This is a genomic window from Pseudomonas sp. NPDC077451, assembly GCF_044543345.1.
Taxonomy (GTDB): Bacteria; Pseudomonadota; Gammaproteobacteria; order Pseudomonadales; family Pseudomonadaceae; genus Stutzerimonas.
In genome coordinates, this window is the sequence record NZ_JBITVX010000006.1 from 250,879 (window position 1) to 276,467 (window position 25,589).

Consider the following 25,589-nt stretch of genomic DNA (forward strand, 5'->3'; position numbering starts at 1 on the left):
TGGTGCGTATAAATGAGGCCTTGCTGCGACGTGCTCGGCTTGATCGAGCAGCGATCCGTCGAAGCTTGATCTGAGCGATCGGGCAGTCACTGAAATAGCTTGTTGCCAGCATCACGCTGCTTTATGGGCCTTTATCTCTTCCGAGCTGCTCGTTTGACGAGGGTGCGAGCGAGTGCCAATGTCAGTCAGGCGAAGAGTCCGATTTGCCCGGCGGCGGTGGCATGTTCGACCTGCTTTGACTGGGACGAATCGGCAGTCGCTCGGTGGCACACATAACAACAAGATCCACGGAGACGCCGCATTGAATCTATTGTTTCAGCAAGTGCTCAACGGCTTGACCCTGGGCAGCATCTACGGTCTGGTCGCCCTTGGCCTGACGCTCGTCTACGGCATCCTGCACATCCCCAACTTCGCCCACGGCGCGCTGTACATGGTCGGCGCGTTCGCGTCGTATTTCTTCATGACCGACCTCGGCCTGCATTACTGGATCGCCATGCTGGCCTCCGGGGTTGTGGTGGCGGTGCTGGCGGTGCTGTCGGAACGGTTGGTCTTTCACCCGCTGCGCAATGCGCCGCCAATTCACGACAAGATCGCGGCGATCGGCATCCTCCTGTTTCTCGAAGCGGTGGTGCAGATGCTCTGGGGCTCGGACTTCCGTCGCATGGCCTCGCCCTACGCCGGCATCCTCAATTTCGATGGGCTGATCATTCCCGAGCAACGCCTGCTGATCATCGTTGGCGCCTTTACCCTGATGTTTGCGCTGCACCTGTTCCTGCGCAAGACGATGCTGGGTTCGACCATCATCGCCATGGCCCAGAGCCGCGAAGGTGCGTTTCTCGTCGGCATCGACGCCAACCGCGTGGCGATGCTGACCTTCGCTATCTCCGGCATGCTCGCCGCCTTCGCTGCAACCCTCTATGCGCCAATTAACCTGGTGTACCCGGCGATGGGGCACCTGGTGATCATGAAAGCCTTCGTCATCATCGTGCTCGGCGGCATGGGCAGTATTCCCGGCGCCATCATCGGCGCCATGATCCTCGGCTTTGCCGAAAGCTTCGGCGGCTTCTACCTGTCCTCGGATTACAAGGACATCATCGCCTTCTCGTTGCTGGTGGTGATCCTGTCCTTCCGCCCGACCGGGCTGTTCGCCAAGGGGGCTCACTGATGCATCGTTTCGCATCCCTGCTGACCGGTCGCGGCGCCAAGCTGGTGCTGCTGGCATTGGCCCTGGCCTTCCCGCTGTTCGCCAAGAGCGAGTATCAGGTCTATGTGATGGCCAGCGCCTTCATCTGGGCCATCGCGGTTTACGGCTTGAACATCATCACTGGCTACTGCGGCCAGCTGAATCTGGCCCACGGCGGCTTCTTTGCCATCGGCGCCTATACCCTGGCGATTCTCACGGCTGACCATGGCTGGAATTTCTGGCCGGCGTTCGTGGCTGCGGCGCTGGTTTCGGCTGCCGTTGGCGCGCTGGTCGGCATCGTCTCGCTGCGTTTGAAGGAGCACTTCTTCGCCATCTTCACGCTTTGCGTCGGCTTCATCATTTATCTGCTGATCGACAAATGGGAGGAGTTGACCCACGGCGCCATCGGCATTCGCGGCATCGCTGCGCCGGATGGCTTCGGGCTGGTGGATTTCAGCCAGACGGTGCCGTTCTACTACCTTGCGCTGCTGTTTCTGATCCTGGCGATCTGGTTCGCCGGTCGCCTGGCGTCCTCGCTGCTGGGCCGTACCTTCATGGCCATCCGCAACGGTGATGCGCTGGCCCAGTCGCTGGGCATCGACCTGATGCGCAACAAGCTCCTGGCCTTCGTCCTCTCGACCACCTATGCCGGTGTCGCCGGCGGGCTTTATGCCTCGATGATCCGCTTCATCGGACCAGAGGAAGCCAACCCCAACCACACCTTCGACATGATCACCTACCTCTTGGTCGGTGGCTTCGGCACCCTGTTCGGCCCGCTGGTTGGCACTGTCGGCGTGGTCTGGATCACCCAGTCGCTGCAGTTCCTCGAAGACTATCGGATGATCATCTTCGGCCCGCTGATCGTTGTGCTGGTGATCTTCATGCCGCGTGGTGTCATCGGCACCTTCCTCGGTTGGAAGCTGCGCAAGGACACCGCAGCAGCCCGGGCGAATGACCCGCGGGCCACTACCAAGGTCACCCCAGGCAGCGAGGTGAACAACAATGCTTAAGGTCGAAAACCTGACCCGTATGTTCGGCGGCCTGGCAGCGGTACACGATGTCAGCGTCGAGTTCGAAGCGCGCAAGATCAACGCCATCATCGGCCCCAACGGGGCGGGCAAGAGCACCTTCTTCAACTTGATTTCCGGCGTTCACAAGCCCAGCTCAGGGCGCATCCTGATTGACGGTCACGACGTGTCGCGGATGCGCTGCGACCGCGTGGCCCGGCTCGGCGTTGGTCGTACGTTCCAGACCACGCATCTGTTCGAGCAGGCAACCGTCCTCGACAACCTCATCGTCGGGCATCGTCTGCGCACCCGCTCGGGGCTCTGGGATGTGCTGATCAACTCCAAGCGTTTGCAGCAGGAGGAACGCGAGTGCCGCGAAAAGGCCCGCGCTGCGCTGGACTTCGTCGGCCTCGCGCACCTGGAAAACCGCGTGGTGCTGGATATCTCCCAGGAAGAACGCAAGCGCGTCGCCTTTGCCCTGGCGCTGGCCACCGAGCCGAAGCTGGTGCTGCTTGACGAACCGGCGGCAGGCGTCAATCCGGAAGAAACCGAAGGCCTGGCCCAGCTGATCCGCAAGATGCCCGAACACGGTCTGACGGTTTGCCTGATCGAACACAAGATGGACATGATCATGGGGCTGGCGGACAAGATCATGGTCCTCAACTACGGCGAGAAGATTGCCGAAGGCACACCTGCCGAGATCAAAGCGAACCCGGCCGTCATCGAAGCCTACCTGGGGAGTGACTACGATGCTGCAGCTTGATCGGGTCGATGTCTGCTACGGCAGTTTCAAGGCGCTCACCCAGGTTTCGATGGCCGTCGGCGCCGGCGAGCTGGTGGTGCTGCTCGGCGCCAACGGTGCCGGCAAGACCACGCTGTTCAACACCATCAGCGGGCTGCTCAAGCCAACGGCGGGCAGCATCACGCTGGAGGGCAAACGCATCGACGGGCTAAAGCCGTCCGGCCTGGTTGCGTCCGGGGTGGTGCACTGCCCGGAGGGCCGCAAGCTGTTTCCGCAGATGTCGGTCTCGCAGAACCTCGCCCTCGGCGCGTATCTGCATCGTCGCGACGGCGAGGGCAACAAGCGCAATCTGCAGGAAGTGCTCGATCTATTCCCGATTCTGCACGACAAGCGCAACCAGCCTGCCGGTTCACTGAGCGGCGGCCAGCAACAGATGGTGGCGATCGGTCGTGCATTGATGAGCCGCCCGCGGCTGCTGATGCTCGATGAGCCCTCGCTGGGGCTGGCGCCGTTGGTGGTGAACCAGATGTTCGAGGTGATTTCCCGCATCAACACGTCCGGCACCAGCGTGCTGTTGGCCGAACAGAACGCCTTTGCAGCATTGAAGATCGCTCACCGCGCCTATGTCATCGAAAGCGGCAGCTTGGTGATGGAGGGGGACCGGCAGGCCATGCTGGGTAACGAAGCCGTGCGCAAAGCCTATATCGGCGCCTGAACAGTCATGACCAAGGAGACAACAATGAAAACGCTCAAAGCGCTTGGAATGGCGATTGCCACCCTGACCGCGGCCCAGGCCGGCGGTGCATATGCCGAGCAGACGCTCAATATCGGTTTCACCGGCCCGCTCAGCGGCGGTGCCGCGCTCTATGGCGAGAACACCCTGTCCGGCCTGCGCATGGCGGTCGATGACGCCAACAAGGCCGGCGGCCTGAAGATCGGTGACGAGACCTACAAGGTCAATCTCATCAGCCTCGACGACAAGTATTCACCGAGCCAGGCGGCGACTAACGCCAAGCGGCTGGTGAAGGAATCGAAGGCAGCTGCAGTCTTCGTCCCGCACACCGGTGGCGTGTTTGCCCTGCAGGATTTCAACGTCGGCGACGACTTCTTGATCATGGCCTATACCAGCGTGCCCTCGGTGACTGAGCAGGGCAATCCGCTCACCGTACGCATTCCGCCGGAGTTCACCGGCTACGTGGATGCCTTTTCCGACTACGCGCTCAAGCATCATGGCAAAAAGCTCGGCATCGCCGGCGCGACCCACGAGTACGCCAAGATCTGGACCGACATGATGACCAAGGCCTGGGAGGAGAAGGGCGGAGAGATCGCCGAAAGCAATCCCATGGACTACAACAAGTCGACCGACTTCTATACCGGCGTGAGCCGGGTGATCGCCTCAAACCCGGACGTGATGTTCGTCGGCGGCGCCTCGGAACCCACCGGGTTGGTCATGCAGCAGGCGCGGCAGCTTGGCTTCCAGGGCGGTTTCATCGTCATGGATCAAGCCAAGCTGGATGAAATCGCCGCGGTCACGGGCGGCCTGGATCTGCTGGAAGGCGCTATCGGCGTAGTGCCGCTGTCCGAATACGAGGGCGAGGCGGCCAAGGCGTTTGTCGAGCGTTACAAGCAGGCCCACGGCAAGGTGCCGGGCTCCGAAGCGGCCTACAACTACCTGGCCTTTCATACGTTGGCCAAGGCTATGGAGCTAGCGGGCAGTACCGATCCGCAACAGGTGCGGGCGAAGATGGCCGAGGCGATCAGCGCGCTGGACCCCAAGTACAACCTCTATTCGATACAGGGCATCACCGACAAGGGCGGTTTCATTACCCCGACCACCATGGCGGTGGTGGAAGACGGCAAGATCGTGCGCAAGGACATCGAGTAATCCTTCACAGCCAAACGGCCCTCCTGGGTCGTTTCGGTGACAGGCTTCTGCAGTCGCTCTCGATCCTCTTCATGCCCTGCAGGGAGACCGGTCTTGCTCGTCGGGCCCCCCCTGACATCTCTCTCGCTTTCAAGCGAAGCTGGCTCAGCTGCAAGCACCGTCCGGCACAGCTTTTCTATCGTCGAGGTGCCCGATACAGTCGTCGGTAACGGAAGCATCACCGAAGGGTAGGACGCATACGTTCGCCGTTATGAGGCACGTAGCCTAGAGGCGAAACTCACGCATCCCTCTGCGCCGTCTTTACTTGTCCCGATCAATATTGAACGGGGACCAGGCCTGTCTGGTAGGCATGACTTCGAGTCGGTTGATGTTGATGTGATCGGGCAGGGTGGCCACGTAGAAGATCTGCTCGGCGATGTCTTCGGCGGTCAACGGCGTGGTGCCGCGGTAGAGCTTGTCGGACGCTTCCTGGTTACCCTTGGTGCGGACCAGCGTGAACTCGGTCTCGGCCATGCCGGGAGCGATGTCGGTGACCCGTACGCCTGTGCCCAGCAGGTCGCAGCGCAGGTTGTAGCTGAACTGCTCAACGAACGCCTTGGTAGCACCGTAAACGTGGCCGCCCGGGTAGGGCCAGTGGCCGGCGACCGAGCCGATGCTGATGATGCTCGCGCCCTTGCCCGTCTCGATCAGACGCGGCAGTAGCGCATGAGTAACGTTGACCAGGCCGGTCACGTTGGTGTCGATCATGGTGTGCCAATCGTTCAGATCAACGTTCTGCGCGGGCTCCGGGGCGAGCGCCAGGCCCGCATTGTTGACCAGCGATTTGACCTGGCGAAAGCCTTCGGGCAGCTCGGCAATAACCTGCTTCACCGCCTCGGCGTCGCGTACGTCGAGCGTGGCGATGTGCACCGGGACCTTGGCCGACAGCTCTTCCTTCAGCGCTTCGAGCCGCTCATGGCGGCGTCCGGTCAGGACCAGCGACCAGCCGGCCTCGGCAAAGCGGCGGGCAGTGGCTCGGCCAAAGCCGGATGTCGCACCCGTGATGAAAACCACGTTGTTCATGCAGGGACCTCTTGTCTGTTCGGGTAGGCAGGCCGCACGCGGCCGACCCAGGGAGCTTACTGCGTCAGACCGCCAAGAGCAGCAGCCAGTTGCCCACCACAGGCGAGTCAGGTTGGTTAACGGTGTGGCTAGGCTAAAAGGGCAGACGAGTCCGACCGCGGCCGTCCGGGCGTAGTGCTAGCCGCTTGATCGGCAGGGAGTATGTTTGCAAAGGGTGCGACGCCAGACCGAACGCGGCGGCCATCAGCCATGGACGGGTCAAAAAGGCTCGCCGCCAGCGCGAGCTTTCAGATCGCTACCAGGCCGCGTACACCCTCCGCTTCCATCGTCTCGCCACGGCCTTGCTGGATGATTTCGCCGCGGCTCATCACCAGGTATTGGTCGGCCAGCTCGGCGGCGAAGTCGTAGAACTGTTCCACCAGCAGAATCGCCATGTCACCGCGGGCGGCGAGTTTCTTGATCACGACGCCGATCTCCTTGATCACCGAGGGCTGGATGCCTTCGGTGGGCTCGTCAAGGATCAGCAGGCGTGGCTTGCTTGCCAATGCGCGGCCGATGGCCAGTTGTTGCTGCTGACCACCGGAGAGATCACCGCCCCGGCGGTGCTTCATTTCCTTGAGAACCGGGAACAGCTCGTAGATGAACTCGGGGACTTCCTTGGCCTCCTTCGCGCTGAACCGGGAAAGCCCCATCAGCAGGTTTTCCTCAACCGTCAGGCGCCCGAAAATTTCCCGGCCCTGCGGCACGTAGGCAATCCCGGCGTGCACGCGCTGGTGCGGCTTGAAGCTGGTGATCGGCTTGCCTTCCCAGTTCACCGCGCCTTCCTTAGCCGGGATCAGGCCCATCAGGCATTTGAGCAAGGTGGTCTTGCCGACGCCGTTGCGCCCGAGCAGGCAGGTGACTTCGCCGATCTGCGCGTCAAAAGACAGGCCGCGCAGGATATGGCTGCCGCCGTAGTACTGATGAAGTTGTTGGACTTGCAGCATGTGCGACTCCTTCACTTTGGTGGATAAGCCTCTGGCGTTATCCACCCTACGATTAGCTTGCGATGATGCGGACGCCGGCGACCGGCTTCGCCGTTTTCCACCCTACGTTCGGCGGGCGTAGGGTGGATGACGCTCCACCCATCCACCATGGGATGTCATGGCTGACGAGAAGGGCGCCGTCCACCCTTTGAATCAATCACCGCCCGAGATACACCTCGATCACCCGCTCATCGTTCTGCACGTTCTGTAGCGAGCCCTCGGCCAGCACCTGGCCTTGGTGCAGCACGGTGACGTGGTCGGCGATGGTGTCGACGAAGCCCATGTCGTGCTCGACCACCATCAGCGAGTGCTTGCGCGCCAGGCTCTTGAACAGTTCGGCAGTGAACTCGGTTTCGGCGTCGGTCATGCCGGCGACCGGTTCGTCGAGCAAGAGCAGCTGCGGGTCCTGCATCAGCAGCATGCCGATTTCGAGAAACTGCTTCTGGCCGTGGGACAGCAGCCCGGCGGGGCGATTGCGGGACGTTGCAAGGCGGATGGTATTGAGCACTTCGTCGATGCGGTCCCGCTGCTCGCCGTTGAGTTTGGCCCGGAGGCTGGCCCACACCGATTTATCGGTCTTCTGCGCCAGTTCGAGGTTCTCGAACACGCTCAATGCTTCGAACACCGTGGGCTTCTGGAACTTGCGGCCGATGCCGGACTGGGCGATTTCCACTTCGCTCATCCGTGTCAGGTCGAGGGTGTCGCCGAAGAACGCCGTGCCGCTGTCGGGACGCGTCTTACCGGTGATGACGTCCATCATGGTGGTTTTGCCGGCGCCGTTGGGGCCGATGATGCAGCGCAGTTCACCGACGCCGATGTAGAGGCTGAGATTGGTCAGCGCCTTGAAGCCATCGAAGCTGACGTTGATGTCTTCAAGGCTGAGGATGGTGCCGTGGCGGGCATCCAGGCCGGCGCCTTTCACTCGACCGAGGCCGATGGCGTCGCGGCCGCTGCCGCTGGCGTCCGCCGGGTCGATCAGTTCGGGTACGGGTGCGGTTTTCATTGTTCGCCCCTCCGGCGCAGCAATCCGATGACGCCTTTCGGCAGGTACAGGGTGACGACAATGAACAGCGCGCCAAGGGCGAACAGCCAGTACTCCGGGAAGGCCACGGTAAACCAGCTCTTCATGCCGTTGACGATTCCGGCCCCCAAGAGCGGGCCGATCAACGTGCCGCGCCCGCCGAGGGCGACCCAGACGGCGGCTTCGATGGATTGCGTCGGCGCCATTTCGCTGGGGTTGATGATGCCCACCTGCGGCACGTAGAGCGCGCCGGCCAGGCCGCAGAGCACGGCGGACAGCGTCCAGATGAACAGCTTGTAACCGCGTGGATCGTAGCCGCAGAACATCAGGCGGTTTTCCGCATCGCGCAGCGCGGTGAGTACGCGGCCGAACTTGCTGCGCGCTAGTTTCCAACCCAGCAGCAGGCTGCCGGCCAGCAACGCCACAGTGGCCAGGAAGAGCGCGGCGCGGGTGCCCGGTGCGGTGATGTCGAAGCCGAGGATACGGGTGAAGCCGGTGAACCCGTTGTTGCCGCCGAAGCCGGTTTCGTTGCGGAAGAACAGCAGCATGCCGGCGAATGTCAGCGCCTGGGTCATGATCGAGAAATACACACCCTTGATCCGCGAACGGAAGGCGAAGAAGCCAAAGACGAAGGCCAGCAGGCCGGGCGCCAGCACCACCAGGCACATCGCCCAGAGGAAGCTGGAGGTGCCGTACCAGTACCAGGGCAGCTCGGTCCAGGCGAGAAAGCTCATGAACGCAGGCAGCCCGTCGCCAGCGCTTTCGCGCATCAGGTACATGCCCATGGCGTAACCGCCGAGGGCAAAGAACAGGCCGTGGCCGAGCGACAGCAGGCCCGCGTAGCCCCAGACCAGGTCCAGCGCCAGCGCGACGATGGCGTAGCAGAGGATCTTGCCGACCAACGTCAGGGTGTAGGCCGAGACATGGAAGGCATTGTCCGCCGGTAGAAGGTGCAGCAGCGGCATGGCCAGGAGAACGACGAGCACGAGGCCGAGTGCGGCGGCAGTGAGCTTCGGTCCGGCTTTTTGTGTAGCCGTGAGGGTGAGTGGCTGGTTCATAGGTGGCCGTCCTGCCGAGGGTTGATGGCGGGTGCGCCGATTCGCCGGGTGTCCAGTAGGAGCCAGCTTGCTGGCGATCCCGCAGGGTTGCTGACTGACACCGTTATCGAAAGGAAGGACTGGGCGTCACCCATCGCTCCTAGAAGGGAATGGAGAGAGAGACGAGTTTTCAATCGATCACCCTCCCTTTCAGCGCAAACAACCCCTGCGGACGTTTCTGGATGAACAGGATGATCAACGCGAGGATGAGGATCTTGCCCAGCACGGCGCCGATCTGTGGTTCGAGGATCTTGTTGGCGATGCCGAGCCCGAAGGCTGCAAAGATGCTGCCGGCCAGTTGGCCAACGCCACCCAGCACCACCACCAGAAAGGAATCGATGATGTAGCCCTGGCCCAGATCCGGGCCGACGTTACCGATCTGACTCAGCGCCACACCACCGAGCCCGGCGATGCCCGAGCCCAACCCGAAGGCCATCATGTCGATGCGGCCGGTGGGCACGCCGCAGCAGGCGGCCATGTTGCGGTTCTGGGTCACGGCACGCACGTTCAGGCCCAGGCGGGTCTTGTTCAGCAGCAGCCAAGTCAGCAGCACCACGAACAGCGCAAAGCCGATGATCACCATGCGGTTGTAGGGCAGCACCAGGTTCGGCAGTACCTGCAGTCCGCCGGACAGCCAGCCGGGGTTGGCGACCTCGACGTTCTGCGCGCCGAACAGCACGCGTACCAACTGGATCAGGATCAGGCTGATGCCCCAGGTCGCCAGCAGGGTTTCCAGCGGGCGGCCGTAGAGGTGGCGGATGACGGTGCGCTCCAGCGCCATGCCAATCGTGGCGGTGACGAAGAAGGCCACTGGCAACGCCACCAACGGGTAAAAGGCCAGGGCGTCTGGCATAAGCCGAGCCATCAGTACCTGCACCATGTAGGTGGTGTAGGCGCCGAGCATCAGCATTTCGCCGTGGGCCATGTTGATCACGCCCAAGAGGCCGAAAGTAATGGCCAGGCCCAGCGCAGCAAGCAACAGGATCGAGCCCAGCGACAAGCCGCTGAAAGCCTGGCCGAGCAGTTCACCGATCAGCAGCTTGCGCTTGACCTGGGCCAGGCTGGTCTCGGCGGCCTTACGCACGGCGGCGTCGGTTTCCGCCTCATCGGCCAGCAGGTTCTCCAGCCGCACCCGTGCCAGCGGTGCGCCGGTTTCGCCGAGCAGACGCACTGCAGCCAGGCGCACGCCCGGGTCTTCGGCACTCAATTGCAGGTTCGCCAGGGTCAGGGTCAGGGCTTCGCGCACGGCCGGGTCATCTTCGGCTTCGAGGCGCTGCTGCAGGAGTGGCAGCTGTTCCGGTTGTCCGCTGCGTTGCAGGCGTTTGGCCGCGGCGAGGCGTTCGGCCGGGTCGTCGGAGAACAGCTGGTGGCTGGCTAATGCTCTATTGAGCAAGCCGCGCAGGCGGTTGTTCAGGCGCAGTTTCTTAGGCGTGCCAACGGGTTCGGCGTCGCCTTCGAGGGCGCGGTAATCACCGTTTTCGCCGATAAAGGGTGTTTTGTTCTTGTCGATCACCACGCGGTTGGCGCGCAGGGCTTCGATCAGTTCCAGCCGCTCAGGGGCTGGCGCATTGGCCCAGTCTTCCAGCAGCTTGGCCTGTTTTGCCGGGCTGGCTTTGGCGTAGTCGGCCGCGTCTCCGGCGTGGACTACCCAGGGCAAGGCCAGCAGGAGCAGCAAGAAAAATCGGTACAGGGCAGTGTTCATTCGTGTGTTCCCCAGGGACCCCGGAGCTCTCTTCGTGGAGCTTGTGGTGGTCGACACGTGGATAAGAAAGGCATCGACTCCGCGTCCCGACCCACCCTACAAAGCCGAGCGAATGTAGGGTGGATGGCGCTTCATCCATCCACCGCAACGAAAGCAGCAATCAGTCTCGTAGGTGGGCCGGGCGGCGTTCCGCTTCAGCCCACCGAAGACGCCATTGGTGGGCTGAAGCCCACCCTACGGAGGCGATGCGATGCGATTGACGCTTCGCTTAGTTCGACTTCACCGCGTAGTCCGGCTTCTTGTCGTTACCGGGAATGTAGGGGCTCCACGGCTGAGCGCGGACCGGGCTTTCGGTTTCCCAGACCACCGAGAACTGTCCGTCATCCTGCACCTCGCCGATCATCACCGGTTTGTGCAGGTGGTGGTTCTTCTCGTCCATGGTCAGGGTGTAGCCACTCGGTGCTTCGAAGGTCTGGCCGGCGAGTGCCTGCACCACCGGTTTGACGTCGGTAGTTCCCGCTTTCTCGACCGCCTGCGCCCACATGTGGATGCCGACGTAGGTGGCTTCCATCGGGTCGTTGGTCACGGCCTTGTCAGCGCCGGGCAGGCCTTTTTCCTTGGCGTAGGCCTTCCATTGGCTGACGAACTTGTCGTTCACAGGGTTCTCGACCGATTGGAAGTAGTTCCAGGCGGCCAGGTGACCGACCAGCGGTTTTGTGTCGATACCGCGCAGCTCTTCTTCACCGACCGAGAAGGCGACGACCGGAACGTCAGTGGCTTCCAGACCCTGGTTGGCCAGTTCTTTGTAGAACGGCACGTTGGAGTCGCCGTTGATGGTCGAGACCACCGCCGTCTTGCCGCCGGCGGAGAACTTCTTGATGTTGGCGACGATGGTTTGGTAATCGCTGTGACCGAAGGGGGTGTAGACCTCTTCGATGCTGGATTCCGGCACGCCCTTGCTGATCAGGAAGGCGCGCAGGATCTTATTGGTGGTGCGCGGATAGACGTAGTCGGTGCCCAGCAGGAAGAAGCGCTCAGCGCTGCCGCCGTCTTCGCTCATCAGGTATTCAACGGCCGGGATGGCCTGCTGGTTTGGCGCGGCGCCGGTGTAGAAGACGTTCGGCGACAGCTCTTCACCTTCGTACTGAACCGGGTAGAACAGCAGGCCGTCGAGCTCTTCGAAGACGGGCAGCACGGATTTACGCGACACAGAGGTCCAGCAGCCGAAAGTCACCGCGACCTTGTCCTGGGTGAGCAGTTGACGGGCTTTTTCAGCGAACAACGGCCAGTTGGACGCAGGGTCGACTACCACCGGCTCGAGCTGCTTGCCGAGCACGCCGCCCTTGGCGTTGATCTCGTCGATGGTCATCAGCGCCATGTCTTTCAGAGATGTTTCCGAAATGGCCATGGTGCCGGACAGCGAATGAAGGATGCCGACCTTAATGGTCTCGGCAGCCTGCAGGGTGAACGGGAACAGACCGCTGAGCATCAGGGCACTTGCGGCGAGGGTGGACTTCAGTAGGGGACGGCGTTTCATTGTGGGCGGCTCCTTGGCTGTCCATGCGCAACTGTGGGGTTGGTCCTTGGGGACGTAGAGCCCTATCGCAGCATCCGTGCCAATTCGCCTGTAAGCCTTCTGTTCCGGCGTTTTGCGGTCAATCATGAAATGCGCCATGGCGGGGCATGGACGCGGCATTGTCCGATAACGGTGCGCTTGGTGAGGTTATGGCGCACGCCATGCGCCTTTGTGGTGCTGATCGGTCGCAGCGGTGTTTTAGCCGGTTCGGTGCCTGTAGTAACGCTGGCTTTCACTGCCCCTTGCTGGTCAGCAACGCCCGCCCTAGCATGGCCGGCCTGCCATCAAAGGCTCCGCCATGCCTCGCACCTCTCGTCCCCGTCCACCGCGCCCTGCAGCGGCGCGATCACAACCTCGTCGTGTGGCCAAGGCGCCGCCGGCCGAGCCACGTCTGCTGCTCCTGAATAAACCCTTCGACGTGCTCACTCAGTTCAACGATGCCGATGGCCGCGCCACACTGAAGGACTTTGTGCCGGTGCCGGGTGTGTATCCCGCTGGCCGCCTGGATCGCGACAGCGAAGGCCTTTTGCTGCTGACCAACGACGGGCAATTGCAGGCGCGTATTGCTGATCCCAAGCACAAGCTGCCGAAGACGTATTGGGTTCAGGTGGAAGGCGAGGTGACTGCCGAGCAGCTGCAGCGGCTGCGCGACGGCGTTGAACTCAACGATGGCATGACCTTGCCAGCTGAAGCACGGCAGCTCGACGAGCCCCAACTCTGGCCGCGCAATCCACCGGTGCGTTTTCGCAAGAGTGTGCCGACCTGCTGGCTGGAGCTGGTGATTCGGGAGGGCCGCAATCGTCAGGTACGGCGGATGACTGCTGCGGTCGGCTTGCCGACGCTGCGGCTGGTGCGGGTCAGGATCGGGCCCTGGTCGCTGGACGATTTGCAGCCGGGCGAATGGCGGCAGGTGCCGGCGCATTTGTGAAGCGCTGGCCGCTGTGCTCTGTTCAAACGACTTCAGCGGGTCAGTGCGGAATGCCCTGTGTCACTTCGATCACGTAGCCAATGATCGGCTTGGCGAGAAATGCGAACAGGCACAGCCCCAGACCCAGAAACAGGATGGCCGTGCCGAGGCGACCGGCTTTCGACTTCTTGGCCAAGTCCCAGATGATGAATGCCATGAACGCCATCAGGCCGCCGACCAGGACGATCATCATCCACTTCTCAAATACTTCAGGCTCCACAGGTTACTCCTGACTGACATCGAAGAATGCGCCCGGGCTGGCCGGGCGAGAAAACGGCGCAGTATACGCCCGTGGAGCGTGCTCAGCTCCCTCAGGCGTTGGACGATTCTGAGCTTCAGGGGTTCGAGCGAGAGGCTCTGTTTCGAGCTCTGGTACGGCTGTTAGTAGTGGGATTTGATCACGTCGATGCCCTTGTTGAGCACCACTTGCCAGGCTTCAAGATCCAGCTGTTCCAGCTGCCGATCATGCTGCCTGATGGTCTTGAGCAGGGCGGCTATCCAAAGGTCATAGAGCTCGGGACGGATGTCGAGATGGGCTCGTGAATGGCTCTTGCCCAACGCCTGGAGCTTGGTATCCGGCATGCCGCGGGCAAACATGACCAGGTTGAGGATGCCGGCGCGCAGCAGCTGTTTCTGCGCCACCATGTCGGTTTTGACGAACTTGTCCCGCACCGCTGGGGAGCTGGCAAGGAAGGTGGCATAGAAGTCGTCGAAGAAGGCCGCACTCGCGCAGCAGCGACCGTAGCTCTGCATGACGCGGTTGGTGTCTTTCATGGGCATTTCCCTTGCACGAGACTGATATCGCTGCGCCTGCCGAACACATTCGAGAGCGGGCGAAGCAGAAGGGCGCGGATTATAGGCAATAGCCCTTCTAGCTGTGTGGTTTGCAAGTGTGAGCGGCGTCTCAGCCTCGCAAATGCTCCAACGGCAGCTCGGTGCTCGATGACACCTGCCGCAGGACAAAGCTGGAGCGCACGCTCGACACCCCTTCGATACGGGTCAGGGTGCCCAGCAGGAAAGCCTGATAGTGCTCCATATCCGGCACCACAACCTTGAGCTGGTAGTCAGCATCCATCCCAGTCACCAGGCTGCACTCGAGCACTTCCGGGCATTTGCCGATCACACCTTCGAAGTGCTCGAAGCGCTCCGGTGTGTGTCGGTCCATGCCGATCAGTACATAGGCGGTCAGGGTCAGGCCGAGCTTCTTGCGGTCCAGCAGTGCGACCTGGCGGGCGATGTAACCGTCGTCCTCAAGCTGCTTGACGCGTCGCGAGCAGGGCGAGGGCGACAGTCCGATACGCTCGGCCAGATCCTGATTGGAAATGCGCGCATCGTGCTGCAGTTCCTGCAGAATGCGCAGGTCGTAACGGTCTAGCTTGCTCATGTTTGGTTGCCTGTGGGGTTTGGTTGCGCATAACTATGCATCTGCGCGCAAGGATTGCGCAACTGGTGTGAATATGAGCAATTTTCGCAATCCTCTGTCGGTGGGCGGGGCGTAAGCTTTATCCAACTTCAGCCCCCGGCAAAACTGACGCGGTACTTACCCCGCCGCGCCAACCGCATACCTTACCGAGGCTATCGGTCCGGGCCCGCACCGCTCACAAGGCGCTGCCGAAGACGTCGTCACAAGCGACTAGCGAATTCAGAGCAGTATTGAAAAAAGACCACGTCTCGCCACGTGGTCTTTTTTTATGGGCGTTCGGTTGGTTCCGGCGGGCGAGGCTTCACCACCTCGAGCGGGTCGGCATGCACCAGGACTTCAGCCCGGGGGTAGTGGCTGTGGATCGCCGTTTCGACCGCGTCGCACAGCGCATGCGCCTCGATCAGTGGCAGCTCGCCCGGCAGCTCCAGGTGCATTTGCACGAACCAGCGGGTGCCCGAAACACGGGTACGCAGGTCGTGGCAGCCCACCACGCCAGGCACGTCGCATGCCAGCTGATGCATGTGTTCGCTGATCTCCGGGGCAAGCTCTGTATCCATGAGCACGGCGCCTGCCTCTCGCACGATGCTCAGGGCGCTCCAGAAGATGTACACCGCAATGGCGATACCGAAGACGGCGTCCAGGCGTTCCAGGCCGTAACCGGCGAGCACCAGCGCGACAAGAATGCTGCTGTTGAGCAGCAGATCCGAGCGGTAGTGCAACGAATCGGCGCGAATCGCCGTAGAGCCGGTTTCTCGCACCACATGGCGCTGATACATCAACAGCGCCACGGTCAGCGCCAACGACAGCAGCATCACGGCGATGCCCAGTGTCGGCGCACCCAGCGGCTGCGGATGCAGCATGCGGTCCACACCCTGGACGCAGACCAGGATCGCACTGACGGAAATGAAAGCGCCCTGACCGAGCCCGGCCAGGGCTTCGGCCTTGCCGTGGCCGTAGCGGTGGTCGTCGTCGGCGGGGCGCAGCGAGTAGTGCACGGCCAACAAGTTGAGCAGCGAGGCGGCGCCGTCTAGCAGTGAATCGGTAAGCCCGGCCAGCAGGCTGACCGAGCCACTCAGCCACCAGGCCAGCGCCTTGCAGGCCGCGAGGGTCAGCGCGACGGCAAGCGCAAGCCGTGTGGCCCGGCGCATCAGCCGGGCGTGTTCGGCGCTGACGCCTTTGCGCTCGCGGGTGTGTTGCATCAGGCGGCCGGACGCAGTCCAAAGGCCGCCAGCTGCTCGACGCTGCCGTTGTGTTGGATGAGGCGCGGGTCATCCAGCGGCAAGCTACGGCCAGTTTCAGTTTCGATGATGGCCTTGAGCTTGGCCTGGTCGATCACGCCGTCCGCGCCAATGGCTTCCTGCAGCTTTTCCGGGGCCATGGAGTAGTTGCTGTCAGGCAGATAGATCGCGCCGGTGGCGAAATCGATACCAAAGGCGATCAGGCCGGGGATGAGATAGAAGAGCAGGCCGACGGCATTGGCTACTGCGATTGCCGGGTCGATCTTGCCGTCGATCTGGCCACGGCGGTCGGGGTAGAACAGCGTGCCGCAGGCGGTCAGCTGAGTGAACAGGGAGACGGCCAGCACGCCGCCGATGACACGGGAACGAGTACGCATAAGGACCTCCGGGAAAAGTGGCGCAACTATACAAGGGCTGCGTGATGTTTTCCCGATATCAGACACTTCCGCTGCCCGCTCTGTTCGGCATCGTTGCTTCACCTGGGGCATAACGCTGTTCACCGCTGCGCCGAGGCCTGTGCTCGCTATAATCGCGGCCCAGAAAACGGAGTCTCCATGATTGCTCTGCCCATCGATGAAGCCCTCCCGGCGCTGCGCCAGGCCCTGCAAAGCCGTGACGAAGCGGTGCTCGAAGCGCCGCCCGGTGCTGGCAAGACCACCCGTGTGCCGCTGGCCTTGTTGAACGAGCCATGGCTCGCCGGACAATCGATCCTGATGCTCGAACCGCGCCGCCTGGCAGCCCGGGCAGCGGCCGAGCGGCTGGCCAGCGAGTTGGGCGAAAAGGTGGGTGAAACGGTCGGCTATCGCATCCGGCTGGAGAGCAAGGTCGGGCCGAACACCCGCATCGAAGTAGTCACCGAGGGCATCCTTGCCCGCCGCTTGCAGGACGACCCGGCCCTTGAGGGTGTTGGCCTGGTTATCTTCGACGAATTTCACGAGCGCAGTCTTGATGCCGATCTGGCCCTGGCGCTGACGCTCAATGCACGTCAGCTGCTGCGCGATGAACCGCTCAAACTATTGCTGATGTCCGCGACGCTCGAAGGCGCGCGGCTGTCCGCTCTGCTCGACGATGCGCCGGTGGTGCGCAGCGAAGGCCGCATGTATCCCGTCACGCAGCGGTGGGGGCGGCCCTTCCAGGTCGGTGAACGCATCGAGCCGAGGGTGGTGCAGACCATCTTGCAGGCGCTGGATGAAGAGTCCGGTAGTGTGCTGGTCTTCCTCCCCGGGCAGGCCGAGATCCGCCGCGTGAACGACATGCTGGCCGAGCAGCTGGGGGATCGAGGCGAGGTGATGCTCTGCCCACTGCACGGCGAACTGGAATTGACCGCCCAGCGTGCGGCCATCGAGCCCGCGCCTGCCGGCAAGCGCAAGGTGGTCCTGGCGACCAACATCGCCGAGACCAGCCTGACCATCGAAGGCGTGCGGGTCGTGGTCGACGCGGGACTGGCGAGAGTGCCGCGCTTCGATCCAGGCAGCGGCATGACGCGGTTGGAAACACGGCGTATCTCCCGCGCCTCGGCAACCCAGCGGGCCGGGCGAGCAGGACGACTGGAGTCTGGCGCGTGTTATCGGTTGTGGTCGGAAGATCAACATGCGCAGCTGTCCGCCTATGGCGACGCGGAAATCCTCCAGGCCGATCTGGCCGGCGTGGCCTTGCAGCTAGCGCGCTGGGGTGTCGAACCGGACGAACTGGCTTGGCTGGACCGGCCGCCTGCCGCGGCTTACGCCCAGGCACAGGATCTGCTGCAGCGTCTCGGTGCGCTCGGTCGGACTGCTCGCGGCGGCTGGCAGTTGACCGCCCACGGCCAGGCCATGGCCGAACTGCCCGCTCACCCGCGTATCGCCCATCTGCTGCTGCGCGGTCAGGCGCTGGGCCTCGCGCCGCTGGCCGCGGATCTCGCTGCACTGCTGGTGGAGCGCGATATCCAGCGCGGCGGTGAGCGCGGCGGCGCGGACATTTCCACCCGTCTCGGCCTGCTCGACGGCAGCGCGGGCCGGCATGCCGGCGCACAACGGGTGCGCCAGCTGGCCCGACAGTTCCGCGGCTTGCTGCGTGGGCCTTCGGCGCCGGCACCGGTTGATGCTTCCGATCATCGCTGGCACGGCGCGCTGCTGGCGTTTGCCTATCCCGACAGGATCGCCCGGCAGCGCCGTGATGGCGGTGGCGAATATCGACTGGCCAACGGTCGAGCGGCTGTATTCGGCGAGCCGGACGCCCTGATGAAAGAGCCTTGGCTGGTGATCGCCGAATTGAGCAGTCGTCAGGGCCAGCGCGAGGAGCGCATTTACCGCGCGGCGGCACTGGACCCGGCACTGTTCGAGGAGGTGCTGGCCGAGCAGGTCAGCCAGCGCGACGAACTGGAATGGGACGAGCGCGAAGGCGTGCTGCGCGCCGAGCGGCAGCGGCGGGTCGGCGAGCTGATCCTCAGTCGCGAACGCTTGCCGGGGCTGGATGACGAGGCCCGTGGCCGCGCGCTGTTCGGGCTGGTGCGGCGCAAAGGGCTGGAGCTGCTGCCCTGGACCCCGGATCTGCGCCAGTGGCAGGCGCGAATCGGCCTGCTCAGGCAGCTCGATCTGCGCACGGGCGACTCAAGTGAATGGCCCGACGTCAGCGACGCGGCGCTGTTGGAGCGGCTCGAAGACTGGTTGCTGCCGTATCTGGGCAAGGTTTCGCGGCTGGCGCACTTCGCTGGGCTCGACCTTCAGAGCATGCTCGCGACCTTGTTGCCCTGGCCGCTGCCACAGCGACTCGACGAACTGGCACCGGTCGCCATTGCTGTGCCATCCGGTTCGCGGGTGCGGCTCGACTACAACGAATCACCGCCGGTGCTGGCGGTGCGCTTGCAGGAACTGTTCGGTTTGGCCGACACGCCGCGCATCGCTGGCGGGCGGCAAGTGGTGAAGCTGCATCTGCTGTCACCCGCGCGCCGGCCGGTGCAAGTGACCCAGGATCTGGCCAGCTTTTGGGCCAACACCTACATCGAGGTGAAGAAGGACCTGAAAGGCCGATATCCCAAACATTACTGGCCCGACGACCCCTTGATCGCCGAGCCGACTGCGCGGGTCAAACCACGGAAGTAGCCCGCAGGACTCAGTCTTTCGGCGCCCGATAAAGGTGCCTAGTGTCGACGTTGTACAGCGCCGAATCGGCAAACGCCTCGGCCGTCAGCACCCGGCCGACAAGGATCAAGGCGGTACGGCGAAAGCCTTTCTCGCTGACCTTCGCCTCGATGTCCGCCAGCGTGCCCATGACCCAATCCTGATCGGGCCAGCTGGCGCGGTGCACCACGGCAATGGGGCAGTCAGTGCCGTAGTGCGGTTTCAGCTCGGCCACGATGCGCGACAGATGCTGCACGCCAAGGTGTATCGCCATGGTCGCGCCATGTCGGGCCAGATCGTGCAGCTGCTCACCGGGTGGCATGTCTGATTTGGTGGCGTAGCGGGTCATGATCACTGTCTGGGAAACCTGCGGCAGTGTCAGCTCGACGTCCAGCAGTGCGGCGCAGGCAGCCGTCGCGGTGACGCCCGGAACGATCTGGAAGGCGATGCCGAGCCGGCGCAGATGACGGATCTGCTCGCCAATGGCGCCGTACAGTGACGGATCGCCCGAGTGCACCCGTGCCACGTCCTGGCCCTTGGCATCGGCCTGTTGGATCAGCTCAACGATTTCGTCCAGATGCAGCTCGGCGGTGTTGATCACCTGCTCGGCACTATGGCCTTCGAGCACTGCGGCAGGGACCAGCGAGCCGGCGTAGAGAATGACCGGGCAGCTGCGCACCAGACGCAGCCCTTTGACGGTGATAAGTTCCGGGTCACCAGGGCCGGCGCCAATGAAATAGACGGTCATGCAAACTCCAGATCAAGGAAGACGGGTGATAGCCAAGGCGCAGGTCGCATTGGCGGAGCGCAGCTTTCGGCACAGCAATCGGGTTTTCTGATTACCCATGATTTCGGCCTGTGCCAGGGCGCTGGCCTCGGCAAGCCCAGCGCTGCCGGTCAGGGCCTTGCTGCGCAGCGAATGCTCGCTGACCGCCGCATCATAGGGGGCAAGCTGCGTGGCAGACAGCAAGGCAAGGGGCAGCCTCAGGTGCGCGGCCAGCGCATGCAGGCCCGGTTCGTTCGCTTTGATCTCGCTGCTGGCCAGGCAGTCGAGCGCGGCTATCGTCAATCCTTGATCCCGCAAGGCGCGATGCAGAAGCGCTTCGAGCTCGACCCTGCTGCAACCCTTGCGGCACCCCAGCCCCGCGACGAGCAGCGCCCCATCCGGTAGGGGACGAGGCTCGGGAACAGATGAATCGTCAGTAGCGGTCGGGATGGGCATGGCGCTCGTATGGGATGGACCGCAGCGAGCACGGTCATGGGCAAAAGGGCCGCAAGAACATCACGCGCCTTGCTGAGCGTCAACCGGGCGATTGACCCGCCCCCGGCCTCTGCGTAGCCTTCACGCGTCGAGGTTCTCTGGCGATGCCAGAGCTAAGAGGGAACACGGAAAGCCGTGGCTGCCCCCGCAACTGTAAGCGACTTGACCCTTGGGTGTGCTTTGTCGAGCACACCAGCCACTGCGCATGGCGCGGGAAGGCGAGGGATATTGGCAGACGCACCACGCGTCGCCCGGTCGTGAGCCAGGAGACCTGCCTCGCCACACATTTACAACCGGGCGGGGTGCTCCGGTGGTGCTTGTTGGCGCTTGTCGCCACGTAAGTGTCCGCCTGCCTGCTCATCTTTTTTCCGATGCTTGCAGGGCTACGATGAAAACCCTTTCCAAACTTCCCGTCACCATCGTTACCGGCTTTCTCGGCGCCGGCAAAACCACCTTGCTGCGCCACATGCTGGCCAATGCCGAAGGGCGACGTATTGCCGTGATCGTCAACGAATTCGGCGAGCTTGGCATCGATGGCGAGATCCTCAAGCAGTGCTCCATCGGTTGCAGTGAGGAAGAGGCCAACGGCCGGGTTTTCGAACTGGCCAACGGCTGCCTCTGCTGCACCGTTCAGGAAGAATTCTTCCCGGTGATGCGCGAGCTGGTGGCGCGTCGTGGCGATCTCGACCATATCCTCATCGAAACCTCTGGCCTGGCACTGCCCAAGCCGCTGGTCCAGGCCTTCAACTGGCCGGAGATCCGTAACGCCTGCACGGTCGATGCGGTGATTACCGTGGTCGACAGCCCGGCAGTGGCTGCCGGCACCTTTGCCGCCTTCCCGGATCAGGTCGATGCGCAACGCAAGCTCGATCCCAATCTCGATCACGAATCGCCCCTGCATGAATTGTTCGCCGATCAGCTGGCCAGCGCCGATCTGGTCATTCTCAACAAGGCCGACCTGTTGAGCCCTGACGCGCTGGCGGCCGTTCGTGGCGAAGTGGCCGAGGAGCTTCCCGAAGGAGTCAAGGTCATCGAGGCGCACGGCGGCGAGCTGCCGTTGAACGTGCTGCTGGGTCTCGATTGCGAAACCGAACTGCACATCGATGGGCGCAAGACTCATCACGATCTCGAAGGCCATGAAGAACACGATCATGAAGCCTTCGACTCGTTCGCGGTCGAGCTGCCGGAGGTGCCTGAAGACAAGCTGATGCAAGTATTGAAGAGCGCCGTGATCAAGCACGGAATCCTGCGCATCAAGGGCTTTGCCGCGGTTCCGGGCAAGCCCATGCGCCTGCTGTTGCAGGGCGTCGGGCAACGGTTCGACAAGCACTTCGATCGTCCCTGGCAGGCCGGTGAGGCCCGTGTCAGTCGGCTGATCATCATCGGCCAGTCACTCGACCCATCGGCGATAGATGCCGAACTGAACGCTGCATTGGCGGGCTGACCGGTCGTGCATCTGCTGCGCACCCAGCCCGGCCAGCAATTGCCGGCCGACAGCATCGCCGACCTGGGCCAGACGCCTGGGGAAATCGTCGTGCTGTGCACGGGGGATTCGCACCTGTCACTGCTTGCCGAGGTCGCTGGCCAGCTGCCCGAGAACTATCCCAGCCTGCGGCTGGCGAGCCCGGCGCAGTTGGGCAACAACGCGTCGATCGACTTTTATGTCGAGCAGGTGTTGCAGCACGCCAAGGTCATCCTGATTTCCGTGCACGGTGGCGTCAGTTACTGGCGCTACGGGATCGAGCGGCTGGTGGAGCTGGGCCAGCGCGGCGCTACCGTCATCATGGTCCCGGGCGATGACTGTGCCGATCCCGAACTGAGCGAGCTCGGCAATGTGCCGACCGAGGATAGCCACCGGCTGTGGCAGTTCCTGCGCCAGGGCGGTGTCGACAACGCGCGGCAGTTCTATCACTGCATCGCCAGCCGCTGGTTGGGCCGTGACTACCCCTGGCATGAGCCTGAGGCGCTGGCTCGGGTGGCGATCTATCACCCGCATCATCCATCCGCGACGCTGGCTGACTGGCAGCGCGACTGGCGCGCGGATGCACCGGTGGTTGGCCTGATCTTCTATCGCACCCAGGTGCAGGCGGCGAACACCGGCTTTATCGATACCTTCTGCGAGAGGCTGACGGCCCAAGGGCTTAACCCCTTGCCCATCGCAGTTGCGAGCCTGAAGGAGGCGGCTTGTCTGACGCAGGTCGAAACCTGGCTGGAGCAGAGCGGCGCCGCGGTGATCATCAATACCACGGGCTTCGCCCAGTCCAGCCCGGATGCGCCAAACCTGCGGCCGTTTCGGCTGGACGTGCCGGTGCTGCAGGCCATCTGCGCGCTGGACAATCATGAACAGTGGCAGGCCAATGCCCAGGGTCTGGGCTCGCGTGACCTGGCGATGCATGTCGTGTTGCCGGAGCTGGACGGCCGGCTGATCACCCGACCCATCAGCTTCAAGGGCCTGGCGTGGCGCAGCGAGCGCAGCCAGAGCGACGTGATCTGCTACCAGCCGCATCTGCCGGGCATGGACCACGTGGCAGAGCTGGCCTGGCGCTGGACCCGGCTGGCGCGACTGTCGAACAGTGACAAGCGCGTCGCCCTTATCCTGGCCAACTACCCCACACGAGATGGCCGCATCGGCAACGGTGTAGGGCTGGATACCCCGGCCGCTGCGCTGAACATTCTCCGTGCGCTGCAGGCGCAGGGGTATCCGGTTGCCGATCTGCCTGACAGCGGCACCGCGCTGATCCATGAGCTGCTCGGTGGCGTCACCAACGACCTCGATAACCTCGACCTGCGGCCTTGTGCCCAGAGCCTGGCCCTGGAGGAGTACCGAGCGTTCTTCGATCAGCTACCGGCTGCCAACCAGCAGGCGGTGATCGAACGCTGGGGCACGCCAGAGCAGGACCCGATGTTTCGTGCCGGCCGGCTGATGATCGCCGGGCTGCGTTTCGGTTCGACCTTTGTCGGCATACAACCGGCGCGCGGTTATCAGCTCGACGCGGCCGCCATGTACCACGACCCCGATCTGGTGCCACCGCACGGCTACCTCGCGTTCTATGGCTGGCTGCGTACGCGCTACGCCGCCGACGCGGTGATCCACGTCGGCAAGCACGGCAACCTCGAGTGGCTACCGGGCAAGAGCGTAGGCCTCTCCGACTGCTGCTGGCCGGACGTGGTGCTCGGCCCGCTGCCGAATATCTATCCCTTCATCGTCAATGACCCAGGCGAAGGCGCCCAGGCCAAGCGGCGTACCCAGGCGGTGATCATCGACCACCTGATGCCGCCGCTGACCCGCGCCGAAAGTTACGGCCCGCTGCGCGACATCGAACGATTGGCCGATGAGTACTACGAAGCTAGCCAGCTCGACCTGCGCCGTGCGACGGAACTGCGCAGCGAGATCCTGGCCCTGGTACGCGCGGCCAACCTCGACCGCGAGCTTGGGCTGCAGCTCAGCGACGATCCGAACAGCTGGCTGCCGCAGCTCGATGCCTACCTCTGCGACCTGAAAGAGTCGCAGATCCGCGATGGCCTGCATGTATTCGGCGAGTCGCCTGGTGGGCAATTGCGGCGCGACACCCTGCTTGCGCTGCTGCGTATTCCGCGTGGTGACGGGCAGGGCGCCAATGCAAGTCTGCTGCGCGCTCTGGCCGATGATCTGGCCCTGGGCTTCGATCCCATCGACTGCGACATGGCGGCGCCCTGGCACGGGCCGCGTCCGGACCCCTTGGCACACTGCGACGCTAGCCTCTGGCGCACCGCAGGCGATACCCGTGAGCGGCTGGAGCTGCTGGCGCTGGAGATGATCGAAAGCGAATCCGCAGGTGTCGGGCCCGCCAGTCGTGACGTGGTGCAGCAGCTGCGAGGCCGGATCGCGCCATTGCTCGACAGCTGTGGGAGCAAAGAAATGGCCGGCTTGCTAGCCGCGTTGCAGGGCCGTTTCGTCCCTGCTGGCCCCAGCGGCGCGCCGAGCCGGGGACGTATCGATGTGCTGCCGACGGGGCGTAACTTCTACACCGTCGATGTGCGCAACCTGCCGACGCCTACGGCCTGGCGAATCGGCGTGCAGGCGACCGAGCGGCTGCTCGAACGGCACATGCAGGATCACGGTGATTATCTGCGCCAACTTGGCCTGTCCATGTGGGGCACCGCGACCATGCGCACCGGTGGCGACGATATCGCCCAGGCCATGGCGCTGCTGGGCGTGCGACCGGTCTGGCAATCAGGCAGTGGCCGTCTGGAGCGCTTCGATATCGTGCCGCTCGAAGAGCTGGGTCGGCCGCGGGTGGATGTGACGCTGCGGGTTTCCGGCTTTTTCCGCGATGCCTTCAGCAACCTGATCCGCGTGTTCGACGAGGCGGTGCAGGCGGTGGCCGATCTCGACGAACCAGAGGATATGAACCCGCTGTCAGCGCGAGTCTGGCGCGAATCGCTCGAACTTGAAGACGGCGGCCTCGATGAGCCGGAAGCGCGGCGCCAGGCCGGCTGGCGAATCTTCGGCTCGATGCCGGGTGCTTACGGCGCGGGTGTGCAGAACGTCATCGAAGACCGCCGCTGGCAAAGCCGCGAGGACCTCGCCGAGGTGTACCTGAACTGGGGCGGCTATGCCTATGGCAAGGACGACGAAGGCGTACCGGCGCGAGCGCGTTTCGCCGAGCGGTTGCAGCAGGTGCAGGCCGTGCTGCTGAACCAAGACAACCGCGAACACGACATTCTCGATTCCAACGACTACTACCAGTTCCAGGGCGGCATGCTGGCCGCCGCCGAAACGCTGCGCAGCGGATCGGTGGCGAGTTACCACGGAGACAACAGCCAGCCGGATAACCCGAAAATCCGCAGCCTGAAAGAAGAGCTGGGCAGGGTGGTGCGTTCGCGTGCGGCGAACCCCAAGTGGATCGCCGGCATGAAGCGCCACGGCTACAAGGGCGCGTTCGAACTGGCTGCCACGGTGGACTACCTGTTCGCCTTCGACGCCACCACCGAACTGATCGACGATCACCAGTACGCGCTATTGGCCGATGCCTATGCACTGGACGGCGACACCCGCGAGTTCATCCAGCAGCATAATCCTGAGGCGCTGAAAGACATTCTCGAGCGCCTGCTGGAAGCCCAGCAGCGCGGGCTCTGGGAGGAGCCCGGCGACTATCGGGAAGCGTTGGAAAACCTGCTGATCGACAGTGAGGAATCATGAGTCCCGGCATTTCCTTTGAATCACTGGAATGGGTTAGCCGCAAGTCTCGGTCGTTCTATGCCTGCATGATATCGACGTGGCGTAACCCGCCATCGGTGCAGCACGTGCCATCGCGTGGTG

The 25,589-nt window shown here is 63.3% G+C and carries 22 protein-coding genes and 1 riboswitch; of the genes, 9 read left to right on the forward strand and 13 right to left on the reverse strand.

Going from position 1 to position 25,589, the window contains the following annotated elements; all coding sequences use genetic code 11:
• Positions 1-301: 301 nt before the first annotated feature.
• From ACIGHL_RS12500 to ACIGHL_RS12520, 5 genes are read left to right on the forward strand one after another with little or no spacing between them, the layout of a single operon-like run.
• Entirely contained in the window at positions 302-1,165 is an 864-nt protein-coding gene (locus tag ACIGHL_RS12500) for a branched-chain amino acid ABC transporter permease (RefSeq protein ID WP_128120740.1), read from the forward strand.
• The gene (locus ACIGHL_RS12505; RefSeq protein WP_128120741.1) at positions 1,165-2,193 is read left to right on the forward strand and encodes a branched-chain amino acid ABC transporter permease; all 1,029 of its coding nucleotides are present in this window, start codon (positions 1,165-1,167) and stop codon (positions 2,191-2,193) included. The genes ACIGHL_RS12500 and ACIGHL_RS12505 overlap by 1 nt, the downstream gene beginning before the upstream one ends.
• Positions 2,186-2,953: an ABC transporter ATP-binding protein gene (locus ACIGHL_RS12510; RefSeq protein WP_128120742.1), complete on the forward strand. Its 768-nt coding sequence runs from the start codon at positions 2,186-2,188 to the stop codon at positions 2,951-2,953. The genes ACIGHL_RS12505 and ACIGHL_RS12510 overlap by 8 nt, the downstream gene beginning before the upstream one ends.
• On the forward strand, positions 2,940-3,647 hold the full coding sequence (locus ACIGHL_RS12515; RefSeq protein WP_128120743.1) for an ABC transporter ATP-binding protein: 708 nt from the start codon (positions 2,940-2,942) through the stop codon (positions 3,645-3,647). The genes ACIGHL_RS12510 and ACIGHL_RS12515 overlap by 14 nt, the downstream gene beginning before the upstream one ends.
• Positions 3,648-3,671: 24 nt before the next feature.
• Positions 3,672-4,817 (forward strand): ABC transporter substrate-binding protein, encoded by a 1,146-nt coding sequence (locus tag ACIGHL_RS12520; protein ID WP_128120744.1) that lies wholly within the window; start codon positions 3,672-3,674, stop codon positions 4,815-4,817.
• A gap of 300 nt (positions 4,818-5,117) precedes the next feature.
• Here ACIGHL_RS12520 and ACIGHL_RS12525 read toward each other — a convergent pair whose 3' ends face one another.
• The 6 genes from ACIGHL_RS12525 to urtA all read right to left on the reverse strand — a co-directional run bounded on the left by ACIGHL_RS12525 (position 5,118) and on the right by urtA (position 12,261).
• Positions 5,118-5,879 carry an SDR family oxidoreductase gene (locus ACIGHL_RS12525; protein WP_128120745.1) on the reverse strand — a complete coding sequence of 254 codons (762 nt, stop codon included), beginning with the start codon at positions 5,877-5,879 and terminating at the stop codon, positions 5,118-5,120.
• Between the two features lie 287 nt (positions 5,880-6,166).
• Entirely contained in the window at positions 6,167-6,865 is a 699-nt protein-coding gene (gene urtE / locus ACIGHL_RS12530) for an urea ABC transporter ATP-binding subunit UrtE (protein WP_045424176.1), read from the reverse strand.
• A 196-nt stretch (positions 6,866-7,061) separates the two neighbouring features.
• Positions 7,062-7,907, reverse strand: coding sequence for an urea ABC transporter ATP-binding protein UrtD (gene urtD, locus ACIGHL_RS12535; RefSeq protein WP_216707142.1), 846 nt, complete (start codon positions 7,905-7,907; stop codon positions 7,062-7,064).
• Positions 7,904-8,983, reverse strand: coding sequence for an urea ABC transporter permease subunit UrtC (gene urtC / locus ACIGHL_RS12540; protein WP_128120746.1), 1,080 nt, complete (start codon positions 8,981-8,983; stop codon positions 7,904-7,906). Before urtC ends, urtD begins: the two co-directional genes overlap by 4 nt.
• Positions 8,984-9,152: 169 nt before the next feature.
• Positions 9,153-10,724: an urea ABC transporter permease subunit UrtB gene (gene urtB / locus ACIGHL_RS12545; protein ID WP_128120747.1), complete on the reverse strand. Its 1,572-nt coding sequence runs from the start codon at positions 10,722-10,724 to the stop codon at positions 9,153-9,155.
• Between the two features lie 268 nt (positions 10,725-10,992).
• On the reverse strand, positions 10,993-12,261 hold the full coding sequence (gene urtA, locus ACIGHL_RS12550) for an urea ABC transporter substrate-binding protein (protein WP_216707143.1): 1,269 nt from the start codon (positions 12,259-12,261) through the stop codon (positions 10,993-10,995).
• A 400-nt stretch (positions 12,262-12,661) separates the two neighbouring features.
• On the opposite strand from urtA, the gene ACIGHL_RS12555 reads away from it, so the two are divergent.
• Complete coding sequence (locus ACIGHL_RS12555; RefSeq protein WP_181690016.1) at positions 12,662-13,228, forward strand: pseudouridine synthase; 567 nt, start codon at positions 12,662-12,664, stop codon at positions 13,226-13,228.
• Between the two features lie 40 nt (positions 13,229-13,268).
• On the opposite strand, the gene ACIGHL_RS12560 is transcribed toward ACIGHL_RS12555, so the two are convergent.
• The 5 genes from ACIGHL_RS12560 to pmcY all read right to left on the reverse strand — a co-directional run bounded on the left by ACIGHL_RS12560 (position 13,269) and on the right by pmcY (position 16,305).
• Positions 13,269-13,487, reverse strand: a complete 219-nt coding sequence (locus tag ACIGHL_RS12560) for a DUF2788 domain-containing protein (RefSeq protein WP_046161811.1) — start codon at positions 13,485-13,487, stop codon at positions 13,269-13,271.
• A 161-nt stretch (positions 13,488-13,648) separates the two neighbouring features.
• The gene (locus ACIGHL_RS12565; RefSeq protein ID WP_128120749.1) at positions 13,649-14,041 is read right to left on the reverse strand and encodes a globin; all 393 of its coding nucleotides are present in this window, start codon (positions 14,039-14,041) and stop codon (positions 13,649-13,651) included.
• A gap of 130 nt (positions 14,042-14,171) precedes the next feature.
• Complete coding sequence (locus ACIGHL_RS12570; RefSeq protein ID WP_045424198.1) at positions 14,172-14,651, reverse strand: Lrp/AsnC family transcriptional regulator; 480 nt, start codon at positions 14,649-14,651, stop codon at positions 14,172-14,174.
• A gap of 305 nt (positions 14,652-14,956) precedes the next feature.
• Positions 14,957-15,889 carry a cation diffusion facilitator family transporter gene (locus ACIGHL_RS12575; protein WP_216707144.1) on the reverse strand — a complete coding sequence of 311 codons (933 nt, stop codon included), beginning with the start codon at positions 15,887-15,889 and terminating at the stop codon, positions 14,957-14,959.
• Positions 15,889-16,305: a periplasmic Zn2+ metallochaperone PmcY gene (gene pmcY, locus ACIGHL_RS12580; protein ID WP_045424203.1), complete on the reverse strand. Its 417-nt coding sequence runs from the start codon at positions 16,303-16,305 to the stop codon at positions 15,889-15,891. The genes ACIGHL_RS12575 and pmcY overlap by 1 nt, the downstream gene beginning before the upstream one ends.
• A gap of 177 nt (positions 16,306-16,482) precedes the next feature.
• Between pmcY and hrpB the strand changes: the two genes are divergently transcribed.
• Positions 16,483-19,008, forward strand: coding sequence for an ATP-dependent helicase HrpB (gene hrpB, locus ACIGHL_RS12585; RefSeq protein WP_128120750.1), 2,526 nt, complete (start codon positions 16,483-16,485; stop codon positions 19,006-19,008).
• 10 nt (positions 19,009-19,018) lie between these two features.
• Here the strand turns inward: hrpB and cobM are convergent, their stop codons facing one another.
• Positions 19,019-19,774, reverse strand: coding sequence for a precorrin-4 C(11)-methyltransferase (gene cobM / locus ACIGHL_RS12590; RefSeq protein WP_128120751.1), 756 nt, complete (start codon positions 19,772-19,774; stop codon positions 19,019-19,021).
• A gap of 12 nt (positions 19,775-19,786) precedes the next feature.
• Positions 19,787-20,248, reverse strand: coding sequence for a cobalamin biosynthesis protein (locus ACIGHL_RS12595; protein WP_128120752.1), 462 nt, complete (start codon positions 20,246-20,248; stop codon positions 19,787-19,789).
• 113 nt (positions 20,249-20,361) lie between these two features.
• Positions 20,362-20,580, forward strand: a riboswitch (cobalamin riboswitch).
• A 95-nt stretch (positions 20,581-20,675) separates the two neighbouring features.
• Here ACIGHL_RS12595 and cobW point away from each other — a divergent pair.
• Together cobW and cobN are read left to right on the forward strand one after the other, a co-directional pair.
• Positions 20,676-21,731, forward strand: a complete 1,056-nt coding sequence (cobW, locus tag ACIGHL_RS12600; protein ID WP_128120753.1) for a cobalamin biosynthesis protein CobW — start codon at positions 20,676-20,678, stop codon at positions 21,729-21,731.
• Positions 21,732-21,737: 6 nt separating this feature from the next.
• Positions 21,738-25,469 (forward strand): cobaltochelatase subunit CobN, encoded by a 3,732-nt coding sequence (gene cobN / locus ACIGHL_RS12605; RefSeq protein ID WP_128120754.1) that lies wholly within the window; start codon positions 21,738-21,740, stop codon positions 25,467-25,469.
• Positions 25,470-25,589: the final 120 nt, after the last annotated feature.